The following is a 22836-nucleotide window of genomic DNA, read 5'->3' on the forward strand; positions in this document are numbered from 1 at the left end:
CAAAAGCCAAAGAATAAAATTCCTTGGCTAAGCTTTGATAATTCTTTCTGTGATTTTGGCGATTTCAAGTTCTTCATCGGTAGGAATGATAAAAATTTTAACCTTTGAATTTTTAGAACTAATCTCTCTTTCTTCATTTGTGCTATTTTCATTTAAGCTATCATCAATTTCTATGCCTAAATGCTTGATTCTATTACAAACCATTTTACGAACATTTACAGCATTTTCACCAACCCCTGCTGTAAAAATCAAGGCATCAGTACGTGGCAATATACTAAAATACGAGCCTATATACTTAGACATTCGGTAACAATACATATTCAATGCTAAATTTGCAAGGCTATTTCCACTTTGAATTTCTTTTTCCACATCTCTAATATCATTATACCCACAAACCCCATAAAGGCCACTTTTTTTATTCATCATAGTATCAAGTTCATTTGGGCTTAAATTCTTAGCATTTGCTATAAAAGGCAAGATTGCTGGATCTATATCTCCACATCTAGTTCCCATCATTAGGCCCTCAAGTGGGGTAAAGCCCATAGATGTATCAACGCTTTTTCCATTTTCAATAGCACAAATACTAGCCCCATTACCAAGATGTGCACTAATAGCATTAAACTCATCAGGATTTTTACCACAAAGTGCGGCCGCCCTTTTGCTTACATAAGAATGAGAAGTACCATGAAAGCCGTATTTTCTTATATTATATTCTGTGTAATACTCATAAGGCAAGGCATACATATGAGCATAATCAGGTATAGTTTTATGAAAGGCTGTATCAAAAATAGTAACATTTGGCACATTTGGGGCTGCCTTTATCATAGTTTTTATGCCTGCTAAGTGGGCTGGATTGTGCAAGGGTGCTATAGCCCCTACCCTGTCAATTTCTTCTAAGACAAAACCATCAACCAAACAATGTTCTGTTAAATTTCTACCACCATGTACAACCCTATGCCCACAGCCATCAAGCTCATTAAAATCCTTTAAAATTCCAGATTCAGCACAAAGTTCCTTTACTAATTTTAAGCCCTTTTCGTGATTGCTTATATATGTATCTCGCCTTAATTTAGTTTGAGTTTTAACATTTTTAAGTTCTATTTTACCTTGTTCATTACCTATTTTTTCAACTAAGCCACTAGCTACAACCTCTTGGTTTACAAAAAGTTTAAATTTAATAGAAGATGAGCCTGAGTTTAAAACTAAAATTTTCATATTTTCTCCTTTATTGTGACTGAATAGCTGTTAAAAGCACGGTATCTACAATATCTTCTATCAAACAACCACGACTTAAATCATTAACAGGCTTTTTAAGACCTTGTAATAATGGGCCCATAGCAATAGCGTTTGCAGTGCGTTGAACTGCCTTATAGCAAATATTTGCCGCATTTAAATCAGGGAAGATATAAACAGTTGCCCTACCTGCAATCTTAGAATCTGGCAATTTTTTCTTAGCTACTATTTTGTCATTTGCAGCGTCAAATTGCAAAGGCCCGTCAATTTGTAAATCAGGGTATTTTTCCTTTGCTATCTTTAAGGCTTCATTTACTAAATCCACACTTGGTCCTTGTCCGCTAGTACCAGTTGAATAAGAAAGCATTGCAATGCGAGGTTCAAGCCCAAAAGATTTTGCTGTAATCGCACTTACATAGGCACTTTGTGCTAATTGTTCAGGGGTAGGATTTGGATTAACAGCACAATCAGCAAAAGCAAAAACATCATTTTCAAGTCCCATAAAAAAGATACCTGAAACCGAATTTATACCTTCTTTTGTTTTGATTATTTGCAAGGCTGGTCTTATAGTATCTGCTGTAGTAGTAGAAGCACCACTTACCATAGCATCGGCCTTTTGAGTGTGTATTAACATAGTACCAAAATAGTTTCTATCTTTAATTAACTCTTGTGCTTTTTCAAGGGTTAAGCCCTTTGCCTTTCTAAGTTCAAAAAGTATATTTGCAAATTCATCGTTAAATTCTGAATTTAAAGGATTTATAACCTTAATATCTTGCAAATTTAAGCCAAGTTCTTTACTTCTTTTGTCTATATTTTCTTTATCTCCTAATAAAATTAAATTGACTAAATTATTTTTAAGCAAAATATCACTTGCTTTCAAAATTCTATCATCATCGCTTTCAGGCAAAACTATAGTTTTTTTACTTGCTACAAGTTGTTCTGTAAGCTTAAATTTAAAACGATAGGTTGTAAGAAAATCATATTCTTTAAGTTTTTCTAATTCTTTTTCTTCAAAATCTTCGTTTAAAATGGCAAAATTCTCACCCCTTAGGGCCTCGTTTAAATAACCACAAGCTATGTCTTTATTTTTATCATCGCTTACATAAGCAACGGCTGTATTTAAATTTTTAGCAATTTTTACATGTGTGGCTAAGGTATCAAAGATTGATAAATTTGCTAAGCCTATTATGATTACAAAATCATATTTTGCCTTAATTTCTTCATAATCTTTAATGATTTTTGAATAAAAATCATTTTTACCATTATTATAGGCTAATAAAGCATCTCTTAAAGTAAAACTGAAAAATATATTTTCTTGATTTAGCTTAAATTCATTTGCTAAAGAACCATAACGACCAAGCTCTTTTTTCTTAATAACAGGACAATAAAGCCCAACGCTTTTTCCACTTTGTGTGTAGATTGTTAAAACCCTTTTAATAACAGCTAAATTTAAAGCCTTTTGTTTTGAGTTAATTAAATAAAGATTCGTCATTTTTTCTCCTTGTAAAATAAAATTGGAACACTCTTTGCTTTATTTATTTCAACAAAGTCTAAAATGATTTTAACTAAGAATAGATAAGAAAAATATTTAAAAGGATAGAAAATGAAAAAAATTTTTTTCTATATGTTACCATTAGTATTTTTTGGGTGTGCTTACACGGTTGACCCTGAAATTTCAATGAGGCCACCAACTTACGTGGAAGAATTGCCACCAAAGCAATCTAATAACATAGAAGCACCTGGTTCTTTATTTGGTAAGGGTGATAATCCTTTATTTTCTGATAAAAAGGCCATTAATGTTAATGACTTAGTAACTGTTATAATAGAAGAAAGCACAACACAAACTACACAAGCAAATAAAGCAACAAGCAGAACAAATACTTCAAATCTTAGTGGTGGTGTTTTAACAGGTGGAGCAGGTCCTGTTTCAAGTGCGATTTCACAAGTAAATAAGTATGGAGGAAACTTAGGTTACACAACTAATAGTTCAAATAGCTTTACAGGTAGCGGTTCTCAAAGCAGAAACGAAAGCTTTAGTACTACAATTTCTACAAGGGTGGTTAAAATTTTATCAAATGGCAATTATTTTATAGAAGGTTCAAGGGAACTTTTAATAAATGGAGAAAAGCAAATCATACAACTTAGTGGTGTAATTCGCCCTTATGATATAGAACAAGATAATACTATTGATAGCCGTTATATAGCAGATGCTAAGATAGTTTATAAGACAGAAGGCGAGGTTCAAAGGAGCACTACTAAGCCTTGGGGAACAAGATTTATCGAAGCTATATGGCCTTTCTAAACTCATAAAAGCTAGGTTAATCCTAGCTTTTATAATTTATTTTTTAAATTCACTTTCACTTCACTTATTTTTTTTACAATACCTTAAATTTTATTAAAAGGATTCATCATGCAAAATGCTTTATTTATAAACGAAGCTAGTGAGAAGATTAAGGCTTTAAAGGACAGAGGACTTAGTTTTTATAATGCAAATTATGCTATCAAAAAAGAGTATAACTCAAAACTTGATGCAAAAACTAAATTTGTTAAATTTTCAACTCTCCTTGCTTTTATAGCAACTTTCTTGCTTGGAATTTATGTATATTATTTAATCTTAAAAATAGAGGTTGAAATGTATGCTTACACGCAAGTTGCTTATGGAGCTGTGTTTTTATTTTTTATAGTAGGTTTTGTATTTTTAGCACTTTTATTTTTTAATAAAGAAGTGATTTTTGATTATCTTAGCCTTAATAATAAGCTTTGCAAGGAATATGATGAAAGTGTTTTTAAATTATATTTTAAATATCTTTTTTTACTTTTTTTATTCTTTTGCTTTATAAGCTTTGTATTGCTTAGCTTTATAGCTTATGAATATGCAGTATATACAAATACTGATTTTATAATGAATTTTACCTATATGTTAGCTGAACTTTTTGATTAAAAACTTGTTCAAGGTTTTTCCTTGAACAAATCTATAAAAATTTAAATTTAAAATTATTTAAAATTTTGTTATAATCCTTAGATATTTTTCTTACACATAAATTAAGGACAAAAATGACTTATTTAGAGATTGAAGGGACAAATAATCTAAGTGGAGAAGTTTCAATAAGTGGTGCTAAAAACGCTGCACTGCCTTTAATAACTTTAAGCATACTAGCTAAAAATGAGCTTGAAATTTCAAATATTCCTTGCGTTGCTGATATAAAAACTCTTTTTTTATTGCTTGAAAATTTAGGAGCTAGTTATAGTTTTGAAAACAATTTTGCAAAAATTTGTACTAAAAATTTAAAGCACACAAAGGCTACCTATGACATAGTTAGAAAAATGAGGGCTTCAATCTTGGTTTTAGGTCCCTTGCTTTCTCGCTTTGGACAATGCGAGGTTTCTTTGCCTGGAGGTTGTGCTATAGGACAAAGACCTATTGATTTACACCTTTTAGCCCTTGAAAAAATGGGGGCAAATATTAATATAAAACAAGGCTATGTAATGGCGAGTGGTAAGTTAAAAGGGGCTGAAATTATTTTTGATAAAATCACAGTTACAGGCAGTGAAAATATAATAATGGCAGCAGCACTTGCAAAGGGCAAAACTAGGCTTTTAAATGTGGCTAAAGAACCAGAAGTCGTTCAAATTTGTGAAGTTTTAGCAAATGCGGGATTAGACATTAAAGGCATAGGAAGTGATGAGTTAGAAATTCATGGGACAAATGGAGAATTACTTGAGATTAAACCATTTAAGGTAATCCCTGATAGAATCGAAGCTGGGACCTATCTTTGTGCTGGAGGAATTACAAATTCTAAAATCACAGTTACAAATACTAACCCTACGCATTTAAGTGCAGTTTTGGCTAAATTTGAAACTATGGGTTTTGGCATTGAAACAAAGGAAAATAAAATTAGCATTTTACCTGCTAAGGAAATAAAACCTGTTGAGATATTAACTAGCGAGTACCCAGGTTTTCCAACAGATATGCAAGCACAATTTATGGCACTAGCCCTTAGGGCAAATGGAACTAGCATTATCGATGAAAGGCTTTTTGAAAATCGCTTTATGCATGTAAGTGAGCTTTTAAGAATGGGAGCTGATATAAAATTAAACGGACATATAGCTACTATTAACGGGGGTAAGGAATTAAATGCAGCCGATGTTATGGCCACTGATTTAAGGGCTAGTTCAGCATTAATCCTTGCAGCACTTGCAGCAAAAGGGGTTAGCAAGGTCCATAGAATTTATCATTTAGATAGAGGATATGAAAATTTAGAAAAAAAATTTAAAAATTTAGGTGCAAAAATCACAAGACTTAAAGAAAGAGCATAAAATGATGGATACTTGGGCTTGTCTTAGCTTTTTAGAAGAAAATATTAAGTCCTTAAAAGATTATGAATTAATTAGCATAGATGAGGCAAAGGATAGATATTTAGCAGTTGATATTTATGCTAAGAAAAATATGCCAAGTTATGATAATAGTGCACTTGATGGCTATGCTTTTAATTTTAATGATAGATTTTCACCCCTTAATATTAAAGAAAGCATTTTTGCAGGTGATAAAAAAAGCTATAAACTTAAAAAAAATGAAGCCTATAAGATAATGACAGGGGCTAAAATACCAGAAAATGCTGATACTATTATAAGATTTGAAGATGTTAAATTTAAGGACGAAAAATTATTTATAGATGAAAACATTAAGCAATTTAATGCCATTAGATTTAAGGCAGAAGAGATTAAAAAAGATGCATTTCTTTTTAAAAAGGGAGAGTGCCTAAATGCTTCTAAACTTACGCTTTTAGCGGCACAAGGAATTTATAAAATTTACGTAATTCGCAAAATTAAAATTGGAATTTTTTCAAGTGGCAATGAATTAAGCGAACCTTGGCAAGAATGCGATGAAAATAGAATTTATAACGCAAATGCTACTGCTATAAGGCAGATATTTTCAAAAAACTGCTTTGAATGTTCTTATCTTGGCATTATGAAAGATGAATTTGAAACCACAAAAAAAGCCTTAAATAATGAGAATTTTGATCTATTAATAACAAGTGGTGGTGCCAGTGTGGGCGAGGCTGATTTTATGCTAAAGGCTTTAAAAGAATTAAAATTCACACCACTTTTTGAAAGTGTAAGAACAAAAATGACTATGCCAACAAAATTATTTAAAAAAAATAAAACTTTAGTATTGATACTACCAGGAAATCCTATGTCTGCTTTTTTAAGCTGTTTCATTTTTGGTCTTAAAATCACTTCTTTATTAAGTGGAAATTTAGGTAAATTAAACAAAATCGTAGCAAAAATGGCCTTTAATGTAAATTTGAAAGAAGGTAGAAACAACTTAATACTTGGAAATTTAGAAAATGGCGTGTTTATACCTACCAACAAAGGAAAGCTTAGCTCATCTATGATTTTACCGATAGTACAAAGCGAATTTTTATTAATAAGCAAAAAGGAAGAAAAGGAACTACAACAAAACCAAGAAGTTGAGATTATAAAGCTTGTTTAGAAAAATTTTATGTTTCGCTTTGAAATTTGTTAAACATTAGAAATTTTTAATTTTTATGACTGATTTTTACTTAGCTACTTGTGCTTCATTTGTTATAGTACCAAGCATTAATTGCATGATTGAAATGCTATATAGTGCGTTTTTAAATTTGATTTTTTTAAAAAATTCCATTATTGTTTTGATTAAAATTTAAAGATTGCATAGAACCATAATAAGATATACTCTCATCATTCATCATCTCTAGTAGCCCCGCCAACAAAAAAAATAATCAAATCATTTAACAAGTCTAGCTTATCGTTAAAATAGAAATTTTTTAAGGCATTTGTTGCTGTTTTACTATAATCTACTTTCTTATTTTTATTTAAAATGTAAAATTGTTTTGGATAATTTAAAAAAATAAAAATCTAAGATAAAAATCCTTTTGTATTTCATCAATTTTTACATTATTTTTTATAAAAACCTAAAATATCAAAATCATTAACCGCAACTTTTTCTATAGGTTTAAATGGAAATGATGATCTTATTTCCACTGATTTTACTATTTGTGTTAAAAAACCATTTTGATTAAGAATATTTTTAATTATCTTAAATCTACTTGATTGATTGAATTATTTGAATTATCAAGCAAAACTTCAACATTTGAATTTTTATTATAATGCTTTAACAACATAAAACATAATTGTTCTATTATCAAACCAGAATATGCTTTAAATTTAATCTCATCATCATTTCTTTTTAGGCCTGCTGAATCAGTCTTATTAAAATTTATTTCTTGCAATCTATTTTTTGCCTTATCAAGCAATGATTTTGTAAAAGCATTATCCTTTTTTAATACAATTTTTATAATTCTAAATGGTAAAAAAGAAAAACTATCTTCTAAAATTTCATTATTATCATTTTTTAAAATCAAAGCCTTATTAAAATCAACTTAACATATATTCATAACAAATTTTCTTTTTTTTAAAAATCCTAGAATAAAGCCTTTTTCCATTTAAATAAGCCCTATCTAACTTACCTTGCCATTTATTTACTTTTAACTCATTTAAAAACCCATCTTTTACTTGAAAATCAATTCCTATAATTTTAAATTGCTTGGGATTATATTTATCCAAAAAAGATATAGGCACGCCCATCACTCCATTATAATCACTAAGTATAGCCTTTGTTGTTGGTATCTCAATGGCCTTTATATTGCTTATAAGCATTCTTTTTTATAAGCTTTTTATCGTTATTTAGATTATCAGCCATTGTATTAAGACTTAAAAATTCATTCTTTTCTTTGCTTTCTATGTTAGTAAACCACCTTACACCCTTAACCTTAATATATTTGTTTCCATCCTTATCCACGCCACAACCACTAGCATTTAAATCATAATCATTTGGTACTAAAACTTCCTATCTCCACTATTGATACTAACTCCTAGCCATAATTTATTTTGTTGAAACAAAGGAAAAATATCCTTAGTGCTTATTGTATTTAAATTACCTATGATAGCAAATTTTTTATTGCTTTCATCACACCATTTTATAAATTCTCTAAAAAGTGAAAAAGGAAGATTTGTTATAATAAAATCTGCTTTATTTCTTAGTTTTACCACTTCCTTACTTCTAAAATCGCCATCACTTTTTAGTTTGCTAAGATGCTTTTTATTTATACTTATATTTGCCATTGTACCCCTACCACTTGCATTGTAAGAAGTGGCTATTAATTCTTTTATACCTAGCCTTTTAAAATTAATCATAAAATAAGCAAAAAAATTACTTTCATTAGTATCGAAAGGTAGTAAGATAATCTTATCTTTAAAGATATTTTTATTGTATGCTAAATAAGTATTTATTTATTATCAAAATAACTTGTATAAAACTCATTTTTTTATTTATTTTTGCACTTGTTAGATTAGCACTATTATTTTTACTCATTTTTTAATCTTTTAGTGGTTCAAAATTCAAAGTAAATATAGTTCCTTCATCCTTAACTGACTCGCAATGAATTTTTATATTATTATCCTTGCATACCTTTTTAACCAAGGATAAACCTATACCAAAGCCTCCTTGGTCTTGATTAAATCTAGTGTAATATTCAAAGATATTTTTAAGATTTTTTTTATCAATGCCACAACCACTATCCCCTATGCTAAGTGAGTTTTTACTTAAAATAACCTCTATAAAACCACCTTTTTTATTGTATTTTACTGCGTTGCTTAAAAGATTATCAATAAGCTTTGATAGATGACTTTTATTGATAAAAATATAAATTTCACTTTCTAACTTTGTTCTTATTTCAAGCTTTTTTTGTTTAAAAAATAAATCAAAAAATTCAAGCCTTTCTTTAACTAAAATTTCTAAGTTTACTTCTTCTTTTTCACTTGTTAATGTGCTTGGAAAATTATAAAATATAAGGTCAGAAAATACTTGCGTTAGGGTCTTTGCTGCAAGTTTTATACGTTTAAATTTAGCACTTTCTTCTAAATTTTGCTTTTCAAGCTGTTCGATACTCATTAAAATCACACTTAAAGGTGTGTTAATTTCATGGGTAGAATCCTTTATAAAGCGATTTAGGGTGTTAATCTTATCTTCTAAGGGCTTTAGGGCGATTTTTACCAAAATATAAGCTATGATTGCTAAAATAATGAAAGATATTAAAGCCCCACCCAAAACCTTAGTCCAAATAAATATAATATCTCTTTTTGCGTTTTCACCTTGTACTAAAATTTGAAGTTCATTTTTTCTTGGAGATTCTTTAATGCCTTGTACAAGTGAAAACTCATGCGAATTTAATGGAGCTATGTAAAAAATAAAATTATCATACATTCCCTTACCATAAGAAGTTTTAGCGTTTTTTGCCTTGCTTAAATTCATATCAAGATTATTAAAAAAAATTTTATTATCATCAAAAAGGGCAAATTTTACATTTGAACTTTTTGCTACATTTGAAGTGCTTTCTTCAAGTGGTATAAAACGGGCGTTTTGAATGTTTATAGCTATGTTTCTATGTGTTTGTCGAAGACTTAAAGAATTATTATTTATCAATTCTTCATAAAACTTTGCATACCAAATACTAAAAAAAATCGCTAAAAAAATGCCTGTTGTAGTTAGATAAATGAGTAAAATTTGACGGATAACCCTTTTAGCTTCCGACATAACAATACCCTCTGCCCCTTTGATTGATTATTGCATCCTTTCCTATAATCTTTCGCAAATTCTTAATGTAGACTCTCAAACTTAACTCGCTTGGTTCTTCACCATACTCCCATAATTCTTCAAAAATTTGTTCTTGTGTTAAAAAATTATTCTTATTTTTTAAAAGCATGGTTAAAAGCTTTATTTCTTTACTAGGTAAGACTATGCTTTTATCATTTTGGTAAAGTAGTTGAGAATTTAAATTAAATTTAAAGCCATTTGGTAGTGTTACAAAATCATCATTATTATGAGAAAATGCCCTTTTTAACAATGTTTGAACCCTCATTGCTAATTCTGCTAATTCAAAAGGCTTTTTTATATAATCATCGCACCCTACATTATACCCACTTTGCAAGTCTTGCAAGGTATTAAGAGAAGTCATAAAGATAGCCGGGGTATTTTTACCACTTTTTCTAAGTTCATCAAGCAAAGAAAAGCCATCTCCCAAGGGCACCTTAACATCTAAAATCCATAAATCAAAATGCTTTTCATAGGCTAAGTCAAGTGCTTGCTGTGCATCCTCGCAAACACTTACTTCATAACCTTCATCGCTTAAATACTCTTCAACAATCTCATTTAAACTAGAATCATCTTCAAGTAGTAAAATTTTAGCTGCCATATTGTGTCCTAATAAAAATACGCAATTTTAGCAAGTTTTAGTAAATCTGCCCTAAGGCAGATTTTAAATTAAGCCTTTGGACCTATCATTTTGCTAGGGTCAACAAATTTATTAAAGTCTTCTTCGCTTACTAAATTTAATTCCTTAGCACTTTCTTTTAATGAAATTCCCTTTTTATGAGCATTTTTGGCCACCTTTGCAGCATTTTCATAGCCTATATGTGGATTTAAAGCAGTTACTAGCATTAAAGAATTATGTAAATTATGATCAATCTTTGCTTTATTTGGTTCAATACCCACAGCACAATGTATATTAAATGAATGTATTGAATCAGCTAATAAATCAAGGCTTTGTAAGAAATTATAAATAATCACAGGTTTAAATACATTAAGTTCAAAATTTCCTTGACTTGCCGCAAAGCCTATAGCAGCATCGTTTCCCATAACTTGCACGGCCACCATGGTAATTGCTTCGCACTGAGTAGGATTAACCTTACCAGGCATTATAGAACTACCCGGTTCATTTTCAGGTATGATAAGTTCTCCAAGACCACATCTTGGACCACTTGCAAGCCACCTAACATCGTTTGCTATTTTCATTAAATTTGCAGCCAATCCTTTCATAGCCCCGTGTGTGAAATTTATAGCATCATGGCTTGTTAAGGCGTGAAATTTATTAGGGCTTGAAACAAATTTTGTACCTATCAATCTTGTTAATTCTTCGCTTACCTTTTGACTTAATTCAGGGTGTGCATTAAGTCCAGTACCAACAGCAGTACCACCTATGGCTAATTCTCTTAAAGTTGGCAAAGACGCTATGATTTGTTCTTTTGAATGTTCAAGCATAGATAAATAACCACTAAATTCTTGCGACAAAGTAAGAGGAGTTGCATCTTGAAGGTGAGTACGACCTATTTTAATAATGCCTTCAAATTCCTTAACTTTCTTTGTAAAGGTAGCGATTAACTCATCAATAGCAGGGATAAGCTTTTTTTCAACTTGTTCTACAGAAACTATACTCATAGCCGTAGGGAAAGTATCATTTGAACTTTGAGACATATTTACATGGTCATTTGGATGAACTAATTTTTCTTTTCTAAAATCCCCACCCATAATCTCAGTAGCACGATTTGCTATAACTTCATTCATATTCATATTACTTTGAGTACCAGAACCTGTTTGCCAGATAGCAAGTGGGAAATTATCATCAAATTTACCAGCTATAATCTCATCGCAAGCTTGTACTATAGCGTTTTTCTTAGCATCGTCTAATTTACCTAGTTTATTGTTAACAATGGAGAGTGACTTTTTAAGATTAGCAAAGGCATAAATTAAAACCTTTGGCATCTTCTCACAACCTATTTTAAAATTTTCAAAACTTCTTTCAGTTTGAGCACCCCAATATTTGTCATTTGGGACCTTAATTTCACCCATGGTATCGTGTTCGATTCTGTATTCCATAATAATCCTTTTTAAAAAAATATGTTTTAAATTTAAACAAAAATTAGCATAAAACAAAATAAAATTTTTAATAAATTGCCTAAATCTTGGTAAATTTTACACATTTTTAAAAAGGCTTTAAATTGTGATTTTAAGGAATTTTTCTTAGTATAACTATGCTTTCTAGGTGTGGGGTATTTACAAATTGGTCAAAAAAGGCAAAATATAAAATTTCATGGTATTGTGTTAAAAATTTTAAGTTTTCTTTAAGCGTATAAGGATTGCAAGATATATAAATTATAAAATTGTACATTTTTGCTAAATTCATTACTTCAAAACTTAGTCCTACCCTTGGTGGGTCAAGTAAAATATGAGAAAACTTAAATTTATTTAAATCTACATTTTTTAATCTAAAAAATTCTCTCTCTTTTTTTAAAGCACTCACTAGCTCCTCGCTTGAAAGCCTTACAAAATCTATATTTAAGATATTATTTAAGGCACAATTTTTAAGGGCGTATTCTATATTTTTTTTACTTATTTCAGTGGCCATTATATTTTCAAAAAAAACACTTAAAGCAATACTAAAATTTCCATAACCACAATAAAGTTCTAATAAATCTTTTCTATCTTGTAAAATGATTTTTGAAAGTATATATTCAATCATTTTCTCATTTATATAGGTATTTGGTTGTACAAAACAATCATTATCAAAGGTATAAAAAATGGGCTTTTTATTAATGATTAATTTTTGACTTAGACTTTCTTGTTTAAAAATTAATTTTTTATTTTTAGACCTTGTGATTAATTTTAAATTTAAATCCTTGCTTAGCTTTTCTAAATCATTTTTTATTAAAAAAATATCCTTATGATAAAGCAAGGTTGTGCTAATATCCTGCCTAGTGGCTAAAAATTCAACCCCAAAAAGCCTTTGTTTTAAATTTTCATTTTCGTTAATATAGGTTAGCAAAATAGGCATTAAATCATAAATTTTTTTATCTACAAACTCGACTTTTTCAACTATGATTTTCTTTTTTGTATCCTTATCAAACATAGCATAAAAAAGTTTATTATTATCGTGAAAAAAAGCAAATTCAGCCCTTGTTCTAAAATGCTTTAAAGGCGAGTTAAAAATTTCAAACTCACCCTTAAAATCATCCTTGAAAAAATCTTTAAAAAAGGCTATTTTATCGTTCATTAATTTAATTTTTGAATGTGAAAACCAGCCCAAGTTTGCGTTTGAGGCATTAATTCTATCTCATTTACATTTATATGAGATGGAAGTTTTATCAAGGCTAAAATAACTTGTGCTATATCATCAGCACTTAAATATTTAGTATTTTCATAGACTGCATCAGCCTTTTTTTTATCGCCATGAAAACGAACTTCGCTAAATTCAGTTTTACAAAGTCCAGGGGCTATATTTGTAACCTTGATATTTGAATCCCTTAAATCATTGCGAAGAGCTAATGAAAATTGACCTACAAATGCTTTAGTACCACAATATACATTGCCTCCAAAGTATGGATTTCTAGCTGCTACTGAACCTATATTAAAAATATACGCACTTTCTTGCTTTCTAAGTATAGGAATAAGTACCTTTGCTACATATAAAAAACCCTTTACATTTGTATCTATCATTGTTTCAATATCTTCTATATCTGCTTTATCAAATTCACTAAGGCCAAGGGCAAGTCCAGCATTATTTAATAAAATTTCAATATCCATAAACTCGCTAGGCAAGTTTTTAACGGCATTAAAAATGGCATCTTTATCTCTTACATCAATATTTAAAATATGAACCCTATCTTTAAATTCTTCTTTTAATTCTTGTAGTTTTTCCTTTCTTCTTGCTAGGGCTATGATTTTATAGTTATTTTTGGCTAAAACTCTAGCACAAGCTTGTCCAAAACCTGAACTTGCCCCTGTAATAAATGCTGTTTTCATAATCTATCCTTTTTTAAATTTAACTCTGACTTATATCAAAACTAAAAAATTTGCTTTTAAAATTATTTGGCAATTCTTTATATTGATTAAGTGCAGGTTCGTAATTTTGGGCTTCTTGATATAAAAGTCCAAGTGCTACCTTGCTTTCTCTATTAGTCCTATCACTTAACTTAGAAAGTTGTAAAAGGGCTATGGCTGAATTTGGATTATCGGCACCAGTTGCAGCTACTGCTGCTAAAAAAAGCGTCCTTGAATCTTGCACATTATACTCATCAATTAACATACTATATAAAGCGTATGCTTCTTGATATTGCCCTGCAAAGATATCTAAATATGCCAGGGTTTGAATAACGCCTTCTTCATTTTTAGTACTTGCATTTGCAAGTTTTTTAAATTTTTGCCTTTCTATATTTAAAAGCCCTGAAACTTGCATTAAAGAAACATACATTTCCCTAGCCACATTTGCACCACCAAAAATGCTACGATAATCAAGCTTTAAATTTTCAAAATAAATTTGGGCATTTTGGGCGTATTCTTGTATATTTAAATTTTCATTTTTTGCATTAAAATATAAAATATTTGTCAAAATATCTTCTGGCAAAGCACTCCTTAACTGGTCTATTTTAGTGTCAAGTACCTGACTTAAATTATTTGTTTTAGCAATGATTACATCAAACATTAAGCTAAGTGGACTATCATCTTTATTCTCTTCTAAATATGGAATCATAGCTGCGTGATTAGAATTTGCTAAAAAAAGCATACTTCTTTGTAAATTTGCCTTAAATTCTTTATCACTTGCTATATTTTCTAAAATTTCATTAAATAATTTAGCTGTATCAATACCACTTAATTTTGCTGCAAACATTGCAAAGGCACCTGCTTGATAATTTTTTGGATTAAGATGATAAGAACTTGAAAAATGCTTATAGGCTTGGTCATAATTTTTAAGCTGTGCGTAAGTAAGCCCTAAATTATAATGTAAAATGCTGTGTTCTGGGTAATCATTTAAAAGGGCTTGAAACTGCAAATTTGCTTGTCTTAATTGTTGATTAAGGGCTAAATTTATGATATTTGCTATCTTAATATTAGTTGATGAAAGTGTTTTTCCTATGTTTAAATAATTTTCATTGCCTTCGCTATCTTCTACAAAGCCTACAATATTTGCCTTTTTAATATAAAGGGATGCTTGTTTTGAGTCAAATACTTGATAAGGGGCAAAGTAAAATAATAAGTCAAACTGGTCTTCTGGGTTTTGCAATAAATCCTTAGAAAAATTACCCTGTGCTAAGTGTATATTAAAAAGTTCTTTGTTTAAATTTACTTTAATCTTATGCATATCTAAAATTTTATATCTTTCTAGGTCTGTATTAAAAGATGCATTTAAACGAGCTAGGACATTTTGATAATTACCCATTTTTAAATCCACTAAATTTATAGCTGCTAGGCTTTTATTAAAATCTCTATCTATTTTCATAGCTGTATTTAAGGCAGTTTTAGCCTTTTCAAATTCACCTATCTTAGCATATAAAAGCCCTAACGAAAGACTTGATTCATAACTTCCTTGAGTATTTAAGGCCTCAATTGCCTTATTTGTTAAATCAAGCTTTGTAAAAATTTTAGCTGAAAGGTATTTTGCTGTATCTGTGTAAGGTTCAACATTTACCTTTTGTAGCATTTGCAAGGCCTCAGGATAATAGCCCTTATAATAATTTATAAGGCTTAAATAATAACCATAAAGCTTAGAATTTCCTTCTTTTGGCAAGTAAACCTCGGCTAAGTCTATATAATATTTAAATTTTTCACTATCTCCTAAAATCAAAGAACAAACCGCAGCATTAATGCAAGAAACGCTTTGATGTTCGCCATTTGCAATAGCCTTTTTAAAGCTATCAAAAGCGTGTGCGAAGTCTCCATCATTCATTTGAGAAACGCCAAGATTATAATTAGAAAGCGATTCATTATAAACTGAAACTTGTTCGTAAAGCTTTAAGGCTTGTTCTACTTCGCCTCTTAAATAAAGAGTATTTGCCTTTTGAATCATGCTATCAATCTTAGTCATATCATTATAATTATAAGACTCATCAATACTAACAACACCCGTTTCTACCACCTTTGTAGCCACATAATCAGCCCGAATTTGCCCATCATCAAAGCTAAGATAAAAAAGCACAAAAACTAAAATACAAACTACGCTTATACAAAGTCCAAGCAAGTACATAAATTTCTTATCTTTATACCAAACATCAGAATTTGAGTCATATGATTCTTCATAAGTTGGTTCATCTTCAACAGGGGCTGGTTTTTCAACAGGGGCTGTCTCTCTTGTAAAATTAAAGCCTCCTCCACCATCATCAAGCGAGGTTAACTCATCTTCTTCTGGTGCTTCTCCTGCCTTTCCTTGCAAGTCTTCAAAACCATCATCAACATTATCATCGATAACATTTTCGCTTTTTTGCTCTTCTGGTTGTTCTTCAGGTTCTTCTAAGATAATTTCTTCTGCCATTGTTCAACTCTTAAAAATATTTTCTAAGTACATCAGGAATGCGAATTTTACCATCGTTTTCTTGATAATTTTCCATAATCGCCACTAAGGTCCTACCAACTGCCAAACTTGAACCATTTAAGGTATGCACTAAGGCATTTTTACCCCTTTCATTTTTGTAACGAATTTTAGCCCTTCTTGCTTGAAAATCCCTACAATTAGAAACCGAACTAATCTCTCTATATTTATTTTGTCCTGGTAACCAAACTTCCAAATCAATGGTCTTAGCTGCACTAAAACCTAAATCCCCCGTACAAAGCATTAAATGCCTATGGGCTAGTCCAAGGCTAGTTAATAAATCACTAGCACAATTTAGCATTTCTTCAAATACCAAATCACTTTGTTCGGGTCTTGTAATGCTTACAAGTTCTACTTTTTCAAATTGGTGTTGTCTTATTATGCCCCTAGTATCACGTCCTGCACTACCTGCTTCCTTTCTAAAACAAGCACTATAAGCAGTCATTTTTAAGGGCAAAATTTCACTTGATAAAATTTCATCATTATATAAATTTGTAAGTGGAATTTCAGAAGTTGAAATTAAATATAAATCCTCGTCCCTTACCATATAAGCATCATCTTTAAATTTAGGAAGTTGACCCGTACCAAACATGGTATTTGAATTTATTAAAAATGGGACATTTACAAGTTCAAAACCTCTATTTTGATTAAAATCAATCATATAATTTATCAAGGCCCTATTTAATCTAGCCCCATCCTTTTTAAGTACGCAAAATCTACTTTGAGAAATTTTAACCCCTCTTACAAAATCAAGCCAATCAAGCTTTTCGCCTAGTTCAAAATGTTCTTTTACTTCAAAGTCAAATTTAGGAATATCCAAAACCCTTTTAAGCTCCACATTTTCATTTTCATCATCACCAACTGGCACGCAATCATCAGGGATATTTGGTATAGAATAAGAAATATTTTCAAGTCTTTCTTCAAGACTTAAAACTACCTTATTTTGCAAGGAAATTTTTTCTTTATTTAAGCTAAGTTCTTTTTTTAAGATCTCTTTGTCGCTTGAGGTGGCAAGTTCTTTTGAGAATTTATTTTGAAAAGCTTGTAAATTTTCAAGCTTATTTTTTTCTTCTTTTAACTCGCTAAATAAGGCACTCAACGCCTTTAATAAATCCTCTTCAACCTTTTTAGCCTTTAATTTTAAGGCTATATTTTCAAAATCATTTTGCAAGGCTTTTAAATCTAGCATTTTTACCCTTTAAAGTCCTATTTTATCATAAATTTTAGCCATTTTTTGACTAGCTATTTTTTTAGCTTTTAAAGCACCAAATTCTAAAATTTCTCTTAATTTATTAGGTTCTTTTAAATAAGCATTATATTTTTCATTTGCCTTTAAAAAATACTCACTAACAAGTTCATTTAAATACTGCTTAAAATGCCCATAACCTTCTCCGCCATTTTCGTAGCGAGTTTTTAAGCTTGAAATTTCATTCTCATTTAAAAAAAGTTTAGCTATGTTAAAGACATTGCAAGTTTGCCATTGTTTAGGGCTTTCAAGGGGGGTGCTATCTGTTATTATGCTTGAAATTTGCTTTTTTCTTGTCTTATCATCAGCAAAAATATCAATGGTATTTTTATAAGACTTACTCATTTTTGCACCATCAGTTCCACAAATAACAGCGATTTTATCATCTATTTGAGGTTCAGGTATTGTAAAAATTTCACCAAATTCATTATTTATTTTTATAGCAATATCCCTTGTAATCTCAATGTGTTGAATTTGATCCTTCCCAACGGGGACTAAATTGCTATCATAAAGAAGTATGTCAGCTGCCATTAAAACAGGATATGAAAAAAGCCCATGACTTGCGTTTATGCCTTTTGCTATTTTATCCTTGTAACTATGAGCCCTTTCAAGTAAGCCCATGGGTGTAAATTGTGATAGAATCCAATAAAGTTCTAAGACCTCTTTAACATCGCTTTGTAGCCAAAAGGTACATTTTTCATGGTCAATTCCAAGGCTAAGAAAAGCTGCTGCTACTTTTAGGGTATCCATTTTTAATTTATTTGCATCCTTGCTTGAGGTCATAGCATGATAATTTGCTATAAATATAAATAAATCGCTATTTTCTTGTCTATCAAGCATTTGCTTAATAGCCCCAAAATAATTTCCTATATGTAAATCCCCACTAGGTTGCAAGCCACTTAAAACTCTCATTTTATCTTCTCTTGTAGTTCTTTAACTATATCTTTAACGCTTTTATTTGTAATATCCATGATTAAATTTGCCTTTTTTTTATATAAATTGAGTCTTTCATTATATAATTTTTTCGCTTTATTTTCATCAAAAAAAAGGGGTCTTTTTGCAATTTCTTCTTTATTTAAGCGATTTTTTAAATACTCAAATTCAGCCTTTAAATACACGCAAAGTCCTATTCTGTCTAAATTATTAGCGTTTATAAAGCCTCCTCCTGTTGCTATACTAGCCCCCTTTATATCCCCAAAAAACCTTGCCATTTTTTCTTCTTCTTTTCTAAAAAAAGTCTCACCAAATTTTTCAAAAATTTCTTTTATACTAAGATTAAATTGCAAACTTATAAGCTGGTCACTATCTAGGAAAATTAAATTTTCATTTAAGGCAAATTCTCTAGCTATCGTGCTTTTTCCACAGCCCATAAAGCCCACAAAAAAAATATTTTTATCTATCATTTTGCAGTCCTTTAAGGCTTATTTTAGCATTAATTTACTAATAAATTTAAAAAAAATGTATGATTCCTAACGAAAATCCTACAAATAAACATACAATAGACACTCCCCAGACCCAAAAAAAGCTTTTTTTGATATGTTCTTTTATGCTAACATTTCCTAAACCACAACCAAAAAGTGCAGCAGGTACCACAGGCGATATAAAGGTAGCACAATTTCTAGCCACTATCATAATAATAGCAATGCTATAAGAATCAATGCCTAAAACGCTTGTAATTCCAACAACTATAGGCATAATGCCAAAAAAATAAGAATCTGTACAAAAAATCAAGGCCATAGGAACGGCTGTTAAGCCTACTATTAAAGGGATTAAACTTAAGGCACTTTCAGGCATTATATGAAGTAAAAACATAGCCATAACCTTCATAATCCCACTTGCATCAAAAACGCCTATTAAAATTCCAGCCCCAAACAATGTAGTAGCCATCATCATAGCACTTTTTGCGTATTTATTTATTAACTTTTGGGCTAGTTCTAAATTTGGATAATTTATAAACAAAACAAGGCAAAGTCCCATCATAAAGGGAAAATATCCAGGAAAGATATTTAAAACAAGTAAGATAACTACGCCTATTAACAAAATAATATTTATAATAAATTTTTTATCTTGATTGTGAACCCCTATTTCTACGCTATAAGTTTCATTCAAATTTATTAAACCTGCCCCTTTTTTCACTTCCATTCTAGCTAGTATTAAAGCAATTATCAAAGCACATATAAGGCCAGTAATTTGAATAGGGATTAATCTTAGCCAAATATCGTTTGCCTCGGCACTTATAATAGTAGCAGCACGAACGGTTGGTCCTCCCCAAGGCAACAAATTCATAACCCCAAGAGATACTGCTAAAATAGTCATTAAGGTAGTTTTTTGCATACCAAGTTTTTCATAAATAGGCATTAGTGCAGGAATAGCTATTAAAAATGAGGACGCACCTGAACCATCTAAGTGTGCGACTACAGCGATAATAACGGTTAAAACACAAATGCTATAAACATTATTTTTACTAGTTTTAAGTAAGGCATTTATGATTTTATTAAAAAGGCCAGTTTCATTTATAATTCCAAAAAATAATATAGAAAAGATAAACAAAACAGCAGTTGAACTTACGCTTGAAATGCCTGATTTTATGAAAAAGCTAAGGGCTTTAAAATCAAAAATAGGATTTTGAATATTTAAAAAATACTTTGTTTGAACCCTTTCTTTTAAAAAGGACCCTATGCCAAAATTTGCATACATATCAAGTAAGCAAAAGACAATGCCAACCACGCCTGAAACTATGATAAAAGCAATAGCAGGAGAGGTTTTGTCCTTTAACAAAAGATAGATTATAAAAATAAGGGAGAAAAAGCCCACGAATGCTAAAAAAATTTCCACTAGCTTTCCTTTTTGTTTTTATAAAATCTTAATTAAAAAAGATAAATAAAAGCACATTTTTTATGATAAAAATATTTTTTTGTTACATTAAGTAAAGCTTATAAGCTTGATTTTTTTGTTTAAATCATATAGCTTAAAAAATAACTAAATCAAATTAAATTTTTTATTATTGAAATTTGGATAAAAATAATCAAGCAATAAAATTAAATTATGATAATCAACAACTTCACTAAATTTATCAGTATTTAAACCAGTATTTAACACAAATTTATAACAATCAAAATTATAAGTTTGTGTTGTATCATTCATAATTGTATGTGTTTTAGCAATCAAACAAATATATTGAAAATCTTTGTCTATATATGTTGTTTGATTATTTGGGTGAACCATTAAAAAATGTTGATTTAGTGTAAGAGCAATTAAATTTTCTATATAATCACTTATTTGTGGGAATTCAGAATTTGGAAAAATATAATGAATTTGTGTAGCTATAGCTCTTTCATTTACTTGTTTAATTTCTGAAAGTTTATTGTTAAATTTATCATTATATCTATGAACAATTTTTTTAGCCTTTTGAATTTGATAATTTGCATTTTGTCTAATTTGTGGATTTATTTGTTCGTATTCAATCCTTGTAATATGTTTATATTTGCCACTTAACTTATCTCTCCAATTTATTCTATTATATTTTAATTCATCAAATGTGATTATAGTAGATGATAAAAATCCACGTCTAGTACCTTTTTTATTATTTATAAAAGCTAGTGGATTTAAAATTTTAGTAAATATACGACCACATTCTGTTTTACCATTTATAGCTATATGTTTAATAGTGAAATCAATAAAAATATCTTTTAATTTTTTAAAACTTTCCTTATTTTGATTGTTTAAAAAATCATTAAATACATTTAAAAGACCACTATCTTGTAAAACTTTTTTAATGTATAAAGTTAAAAAATTTAAAGCATTTGTATCACGCATTGCAATATATTCAAGCAAATTTAAATTATGAATTTTAAAAATATTGATATTTTTACATTTGCCTACATGTTCTAAAACACCCTATATGTTAATAAATTTATAGGTTGGGCAAAAAATTTATCATATTCATTGCTTGTTTCATTTAAATCTGTACTTGGTTTTGCAAAAATCATCATTACATTTTGTTTTGTATATTCATTTAACCAAATGTCACTAATTTTAAAAATTATATTTTCATCATAATTTGTAAATTCTAAAATACAATCAGCCACTATTGATATAACATCAGGAATATATTTTTGGTCAATCCATCTTGCATTATTGGTTTTTTTAATATCATAATTAAAAGAATTTATAAATTCTATAATATCAGCATTAAGCATTATTTATCTTTTTTTACACCAAACCAAAAACAACTTGTATTATCAATATTTAACGTTCTTGTTTGATAATTTCTAGCTATTTTATAAAATGTTCTAAATTCTTCACTTGCTATATAATCTTGGTCCTTTTTTGTCAAATTAATTTATATTTTAGGAATTAAAATAGCTACAGAACCATTAATAACAAAACCTTTTTTTCTTTTTTATAAGTCTAAGGCTATAAGTCATATTCGATGTTAGATAAACATCATCTCTATTTAAAAACATAGAGACTTTAAATTTATTTAACTCATTTTTAGCAATATAACTATCATATCCTTGTATATCTAAAAGTCTTCCATCATTGCTAATATTACACGATTTGATAATTCTTATATCGCTTTTATTATTGCTTGTATTTGAATTTGTAAGTTGTCCATCTCTAAAACTATCAAAAATTCCAAATTTTAATTTTGTAAAAATATTATCAAAAAAATCATTTCTAAATATAACCCAATAAGGCAAATTCTTGTCAAAAATATACGAACTTTTTTTGCATTAATCTTAAATTAAGTGGCAATGATTTTACGCATATCTCTTTATTTTTGCCAGTAATTATATTTATTGTTTCTATTAATACGCCATTAAATCCTAGTTCACCAAAATCTATAATATGACTTACTCCTTTTTTTTCTAGCTTTTCTCTTGTACTTTGATATTCATTTGTATTAAGTAAATTTTTAGGCATTATCATAGATGTAAAATCAGCCATTTGTAAAGCTTTTTCCAAAAATAATTTCACTAAATTTTTATTTTTATTTATTTTAGTAAATGGTGGATTTCCTATAATTAAATCAATATTTTCACACTCAAATTTTAAAAAATCATCACAAATAAATTCTATTTTAAAAATTTTTTGGAATTTGTTTGAGATAAAGTATTT

Annotated in this window: 20 protein-coding genes and 2 pseudogenes; 4 read left to right on the forward strand and 18 right to left on the reverse strand. The window is 29.3% G+C overall.

Annotated elements, in window-relative coordinates; all coding sequences use genetic code 11:
* Positions 1–27 precede the first annotated feature (27 nt).
* Together FMM58_RS06490 and pta are read right to left on the reverse strand one after the other, a co-directional pair.
* Complete coding sequence (locus tag FMM58_RS06490) at positions 28–1215, reverse strand: acetate kinase (RefSeq protein WP_150141205.1); 1188 nt, start codon at positions 1213–1215, stop codon at positions 28–30.
* 10 nt (positions 1216–1225) lie between these two features.
* Entirely contained in the window at positions 1226–2725 is a 1500-nt protein-coding gene (gene pta, locus FMM58_RS06495) for a phosphate acetyltransferase (RefSeq protein WP_150141208.1), read from the reverse strand.
* 111 nt (positions 2726–2836) lie between these two features.
* Between pta and flgH the strand changes: the two genes are divergently transcribed.
* The 4 genes from flgH to FMM58_RS06515 all read left to right on the forward strand — a co-directional run bounded on the left by flgH (position 2837) and on the right by FMM58_RS06515 (position 6727).
* On the forward strand, positions 2837–3535 hold the full coding sequence (gene flgH / locus FMM58_RS06500) for a flagellar basal body L-ring protein FlgH (protein ID WP_150141211.1): 699 nt from the start codon (positions 2837–2839) through the stop codon (positions 3533–3535).
* Between the two features lie 108 nt (positions 3536–3643).
* Positions 3644–4174 (forward strand): hypothetical protein, encoded by a 531-nt coding sequence (locus FMM58_RS06505; RefSeq protein ID WP_150141214.1) that lies wholly within the window; start codon positions 3644–3646, stop codon positions 4172–4174.
* Between the two features lie 113 nt (positions 4175–4287).
* The gene (gene murA, locus FMM58_RS06510; protein WP_150180515.1) at positions 4288–5550 is read left to right on the forward strand and encodes a UDP-N-acetylglucosamine 1-carboxyvinyltransferase; all 1263 of its coding nucleotides are present in this window, start codon (positions 4288–4290) and stop codon (positions 5548–5550) included.
* 1 nt (position 5551) lies between these two features.
* Complete coding sequence (locus FMM58_RS06515) at positions 5552–6727, forward strand: molybdopterin molybdotransferase MoeA (RefSeq protein ID WP_150180516.1); 1176 nt, start codon at positions 5552–5554, stop codon at positions 6725–6727.
* A 580-nt stretch (positions 6728–7307) separates the two neighbouring features.
* On the opposite strand, the gene FMM58_RS06520 is transcribed toward FMM58_RS06515, so the two are convergent.
* The 16 genes and pseudogenes from FMM58_RS06520 to FMM58_RS06595 form a co-directional block, all read right to left on the reverse strand.
* A complete protein-coding gene (locus FMM58_RS06520; RefSeq protein ID WP_150180517.1) occupies positions 7308–7637 on the reverse strand; it encodes a hypothetical protein in 330 nt (109 codons plus the stop codon).
* Positions 7638–7650: 13 nt separating this feature from the next.
* A pseudogene (locus FMM58_RS09185) lies at positions 7651–8074 on the reverse strand (adenine-specific methyltransferase EcoRI family protein).
* A 38-nt stretch (positions 8075–8112) separates the two neighbouring features.
* Entirely contained in the window at positions 8113–8565 is a 453-nt protein-coding gene (locus FMM58_RS09195) for an adenine-specific methyltransferase EcoRI family protein (protein ID WP_317845996.1), read from the reverse strand.
* Between the two features lie 85 nt (positions 8566–8650).
* Complete coding sequence (locus FMM58_RS06540; RefSeq protein WP_150180518.1) at positions 8651–9868, reverse strand: sensor histidine kinase; 1218 nt, start codon at positions 9866–9868, stop codon at positions 8651–8653.
* Entirely contained in the window at positions 9855–10526 is a 672-nt protein-coding gene (locus FMM58_RS06545) for a response regulator transcription factor (RefSeq protein ID WP_150151473.1), read from the reverse strand. Before FMM58_RS06545 ends, FMM58_RS06540 begins: the two co-directional genes overlap by 14 nt.
* Before the next feature lie 68 nt (positions 10527–10594).
* Positions 10595–11986 carry a class II fumarate hydratase gene (gene fumC / locus FMM58_RS06550; protein WP_150141232.1) on the reverse strand — a complete coding sequence of 464 codons (1392 nt, stop codon included), beginning with the start codon at positions 11984–11986 and terminating at the stop codon, positions 10595–10597.
* 130 nt (positions 11987–12116) lie between these two features.
* Positions 12117–13160: a tRNA (uridine(54)-C5)-methyltransferase TrmA gene (gene trmA / locus FMM58_RS06555; RefSeq protein WP_150180519.1), complete on the reverse strand. Its 1044-nt coding sequence runs from the start codon at positions 13158–13160 to the stop codon at positions 12117–12119.
* Positions 13160–13909, reverse strand: coding sequence for an SDR family NAD(P)-dependent oxidoreductase (locus tag FMM58_RS06560; protein ID WP_150180520.1), 750 nt, complete (start codon positions 13907–13909; stop codon positions 13160–13162). The genes trmA and FMM58_RS06560 overlap by 1 nt, the downstream gene beginning before the upstream one ends.
* A 19-nt stretch (positions 13910–13928) precedes the next feature.
* Positions 13929–16412 carry a tetratricopeptide repeat protein gene (locus tag FMM58_RS06565; protein ID WP_150151470.1) on the reverse strand — a complete coding sequence of 828 codons (2484 nt, stop codon included), beginning with the start codon at positions 16410–16412 and terminating at the stop codon, positions 13929–13931.
* Between the two features lie 10 nt (positions 16413–16422).
* A complete protein-coding gene (gene serS / locus FMM58_RS06570; RefSeq protein WP_150141240.1) occupies positions 16423–17658 on the reverse strand; it encodes a serine--tRNA ligase in 1236 nt (411 codons plus the stop codon).
* Between the two features lie 9 nt (positions 17659–17667).
* Complete coding sequence (gene trpS, locus FMM58_RS06575; RefSeq protein WP_150141242.1) at positions 17668–18627, reverse strand: tryptophan--tRNA ligase; 960 nt, start codon at positions 18625–18627, stop codon at positions 17668–17670.
* A complete protein-coding gene (locus FMM58_RS06580) occupies positions 18624–19118 on the reverse strand; it encodes a shikimate kinase (protein ID WP_150141244.1) in 495 nt (164 codons plus the stop codon). The genes trpS and FMM58_RS06580 overlap by 4 nt, the downstream gene beginning before the upstream one ends.
* Positions 19119–19164: 46 nt before the next feature.
* On the reverse strand, positions 19165–20550 hold the full coding sequence (locus tag FMM58_RS06585) for an SLC13 family permease (protein WP_150141246.1): 1386 nt from the start codon (positions 20548–20550) through the stop codon (positions 19165–19167).
* Positions 20551–20694: 144 nt separating this feature from the next.
* Positions 20695–21531 (reverse strand): iron permease, encoded by an 837-nt coding sequence (locus FMM58_RS06590; RefSeq protein WP_411675301.1) that lies wholly within the window; start codon positions 21529–21531, stop codon positions 20695–20697.
* A 71-nt stretch (positions 21532–21602) separates the two neighbouring features.
* Positions 21603–21914, reverse strand: coding sequence for a hypothetical protein (locus FMM58_RS09375; RefSeq protein ID WP_411675302.1), 312 nt, complete (start codon positions 21912–21914; stop codon positions 21603–21605).
* Positions 21914–22836 (reverse strand): annotated as a pseudogene (locus tag FMM58_RS06595) (Eco57I restriction-modification methylase domain-containing protein); the annotation flags it as partial. The pseudogene FMM58_RS06595 and the gene FMM58_RS09375, both read right to left, overlap by 1 nt.

It is taken from the genome of Campylobacter sp. LR291e (assembly GCF_008633915.1).
Lineage (GTDB): Bacteria > Campylobacterota > Campylobacteria > Campylobacterales > Campylobacteraceae > Campylobacter_D.

What these genes read in the sequence shown, in the direction of transcription:
- FMM58_RS06565 (WP_150151470.1), bottom strand. Translation starts at nt 16,412, where the DNA reads ATGGCAGAAGAAATTATCTTAGAAGAACCTGAAGAACAACCAGAAGAG.
- FMM58_RS09375 (WP_411675302.1), bottom strand. Translation starts at nt 21,914, where the DNA reads ATGCTTAATGCTGATATTATAGAATTTATAAATTCTTTTAATTATGAT.
- FMM58_RS06505 (WP_150141214.1), top strand. Translation starts at nt 3,644, where the DNA reads ATGCAAAATGCTTTATTTATAAACGAAGCTAGTGAGAAGATTAAGGCT.
- FMM58_RS06515 (WP_150180516.1), top strand. Translation starts at nt 5,552, where the DNA reads ATGATGGATACTTGGGCTTGTCTTAGCTTTTTAGAAGAAAATATTAAG.
- trpS (WP_150141242.1), bottom strand. Translation starts at nt 18,627, where the DNA reads ATGAGAGTTTTAAGTGGCTTGCAACCTAGTGGGGATTTACATATAGGA.
- FMM58_RS06590 (WP_411675301.1), bottom strand. Translation starts at nt 21,531, where the DNA reads ATGCGTGATACAAATGCTTTAAATTTTTTAACTTTATACATTAAAAAA.
- serS (WP_150141240.1), bottom strand. Translation starts at nt 17,658, where the DNA reads ATGCTAGATTTAAAAGCCTTGCAAAATGATTTTGAAAATATAGCCTTA.
- murA (WP_150180515.1), top strand. Translation starts at nt 4,288, where the DNA reads ATGACTTATTTAGAGATTGAAGGGACAAATAATCTAAGTGGAGAAGTT.
- FMM58_RS06560 (WP_150180520.1), bottom strand. Translation starts at nt 13,909, where the DNA reads ATGAAAACAGCATTTATTACAGGGGCAAGTTCAGGTTTTGGACAAGCT.
- FMM58_RS06490 (WP_150141205.1), bottom strand. Translation starts at nt 1,215, where the DNA reads ATGAAAATTTTAGTTTTAAACTCAGGCTCATCTTCTATTAAATTTAAA.
- pta (WP_150141208.1), bottom strand. Translation starts at nt 2,725, where the DNA reads ATGACGAATCTTTATTTAATTAACTCAAAACAAAAGGCTTTAAATTTA.
- fumC (WP_150141232.1), bottom strand. Translation starts at nt 11,986, where the DNA reads ATGGAATACAGAATCGAACACGATACCATGGGTGAAATTAAGGTCCCA.
- flgH (WP_150141211.1), top strand. Translation starts at nt 2,837, where the DNA reads ATGAAAAAAATTTTTTTCTATATGTTACCATTAGTATTTTTTGGGTGT.
- FMM58_RS06545 (WP_150151473.1), bottom strand. Translation starts at nt 10,526, where the DNA reads ATGGCAGCTAAAATTTTACTACTTGAAGATGATTCTAGTTTAAATGAG.
- FMM58_RS06540 (WP_150180518.1), bottom strand. Translation starts at nt 9,868, where the DNA reads ATGTCGGAAGCTAAAAGGGTTATCCGTCAAATTTTACTCATTTATCTA.
- trmA (WP_150180519.1), bottom strand. Translation starts at nt 13,160, where the DNA reads ATGAACGATAAAATAGCCTTTTTTAAAGATTTTTTCAAGGATGATTTT.
- FMM58_RS06580 (WP_150141244.1), bottom strand. Translation starts at nt 19,118, where the DNA reads ATGATAGATAAAAATATTTTTTTTGTGGGCTTTATGGGCTGTGGAAAA.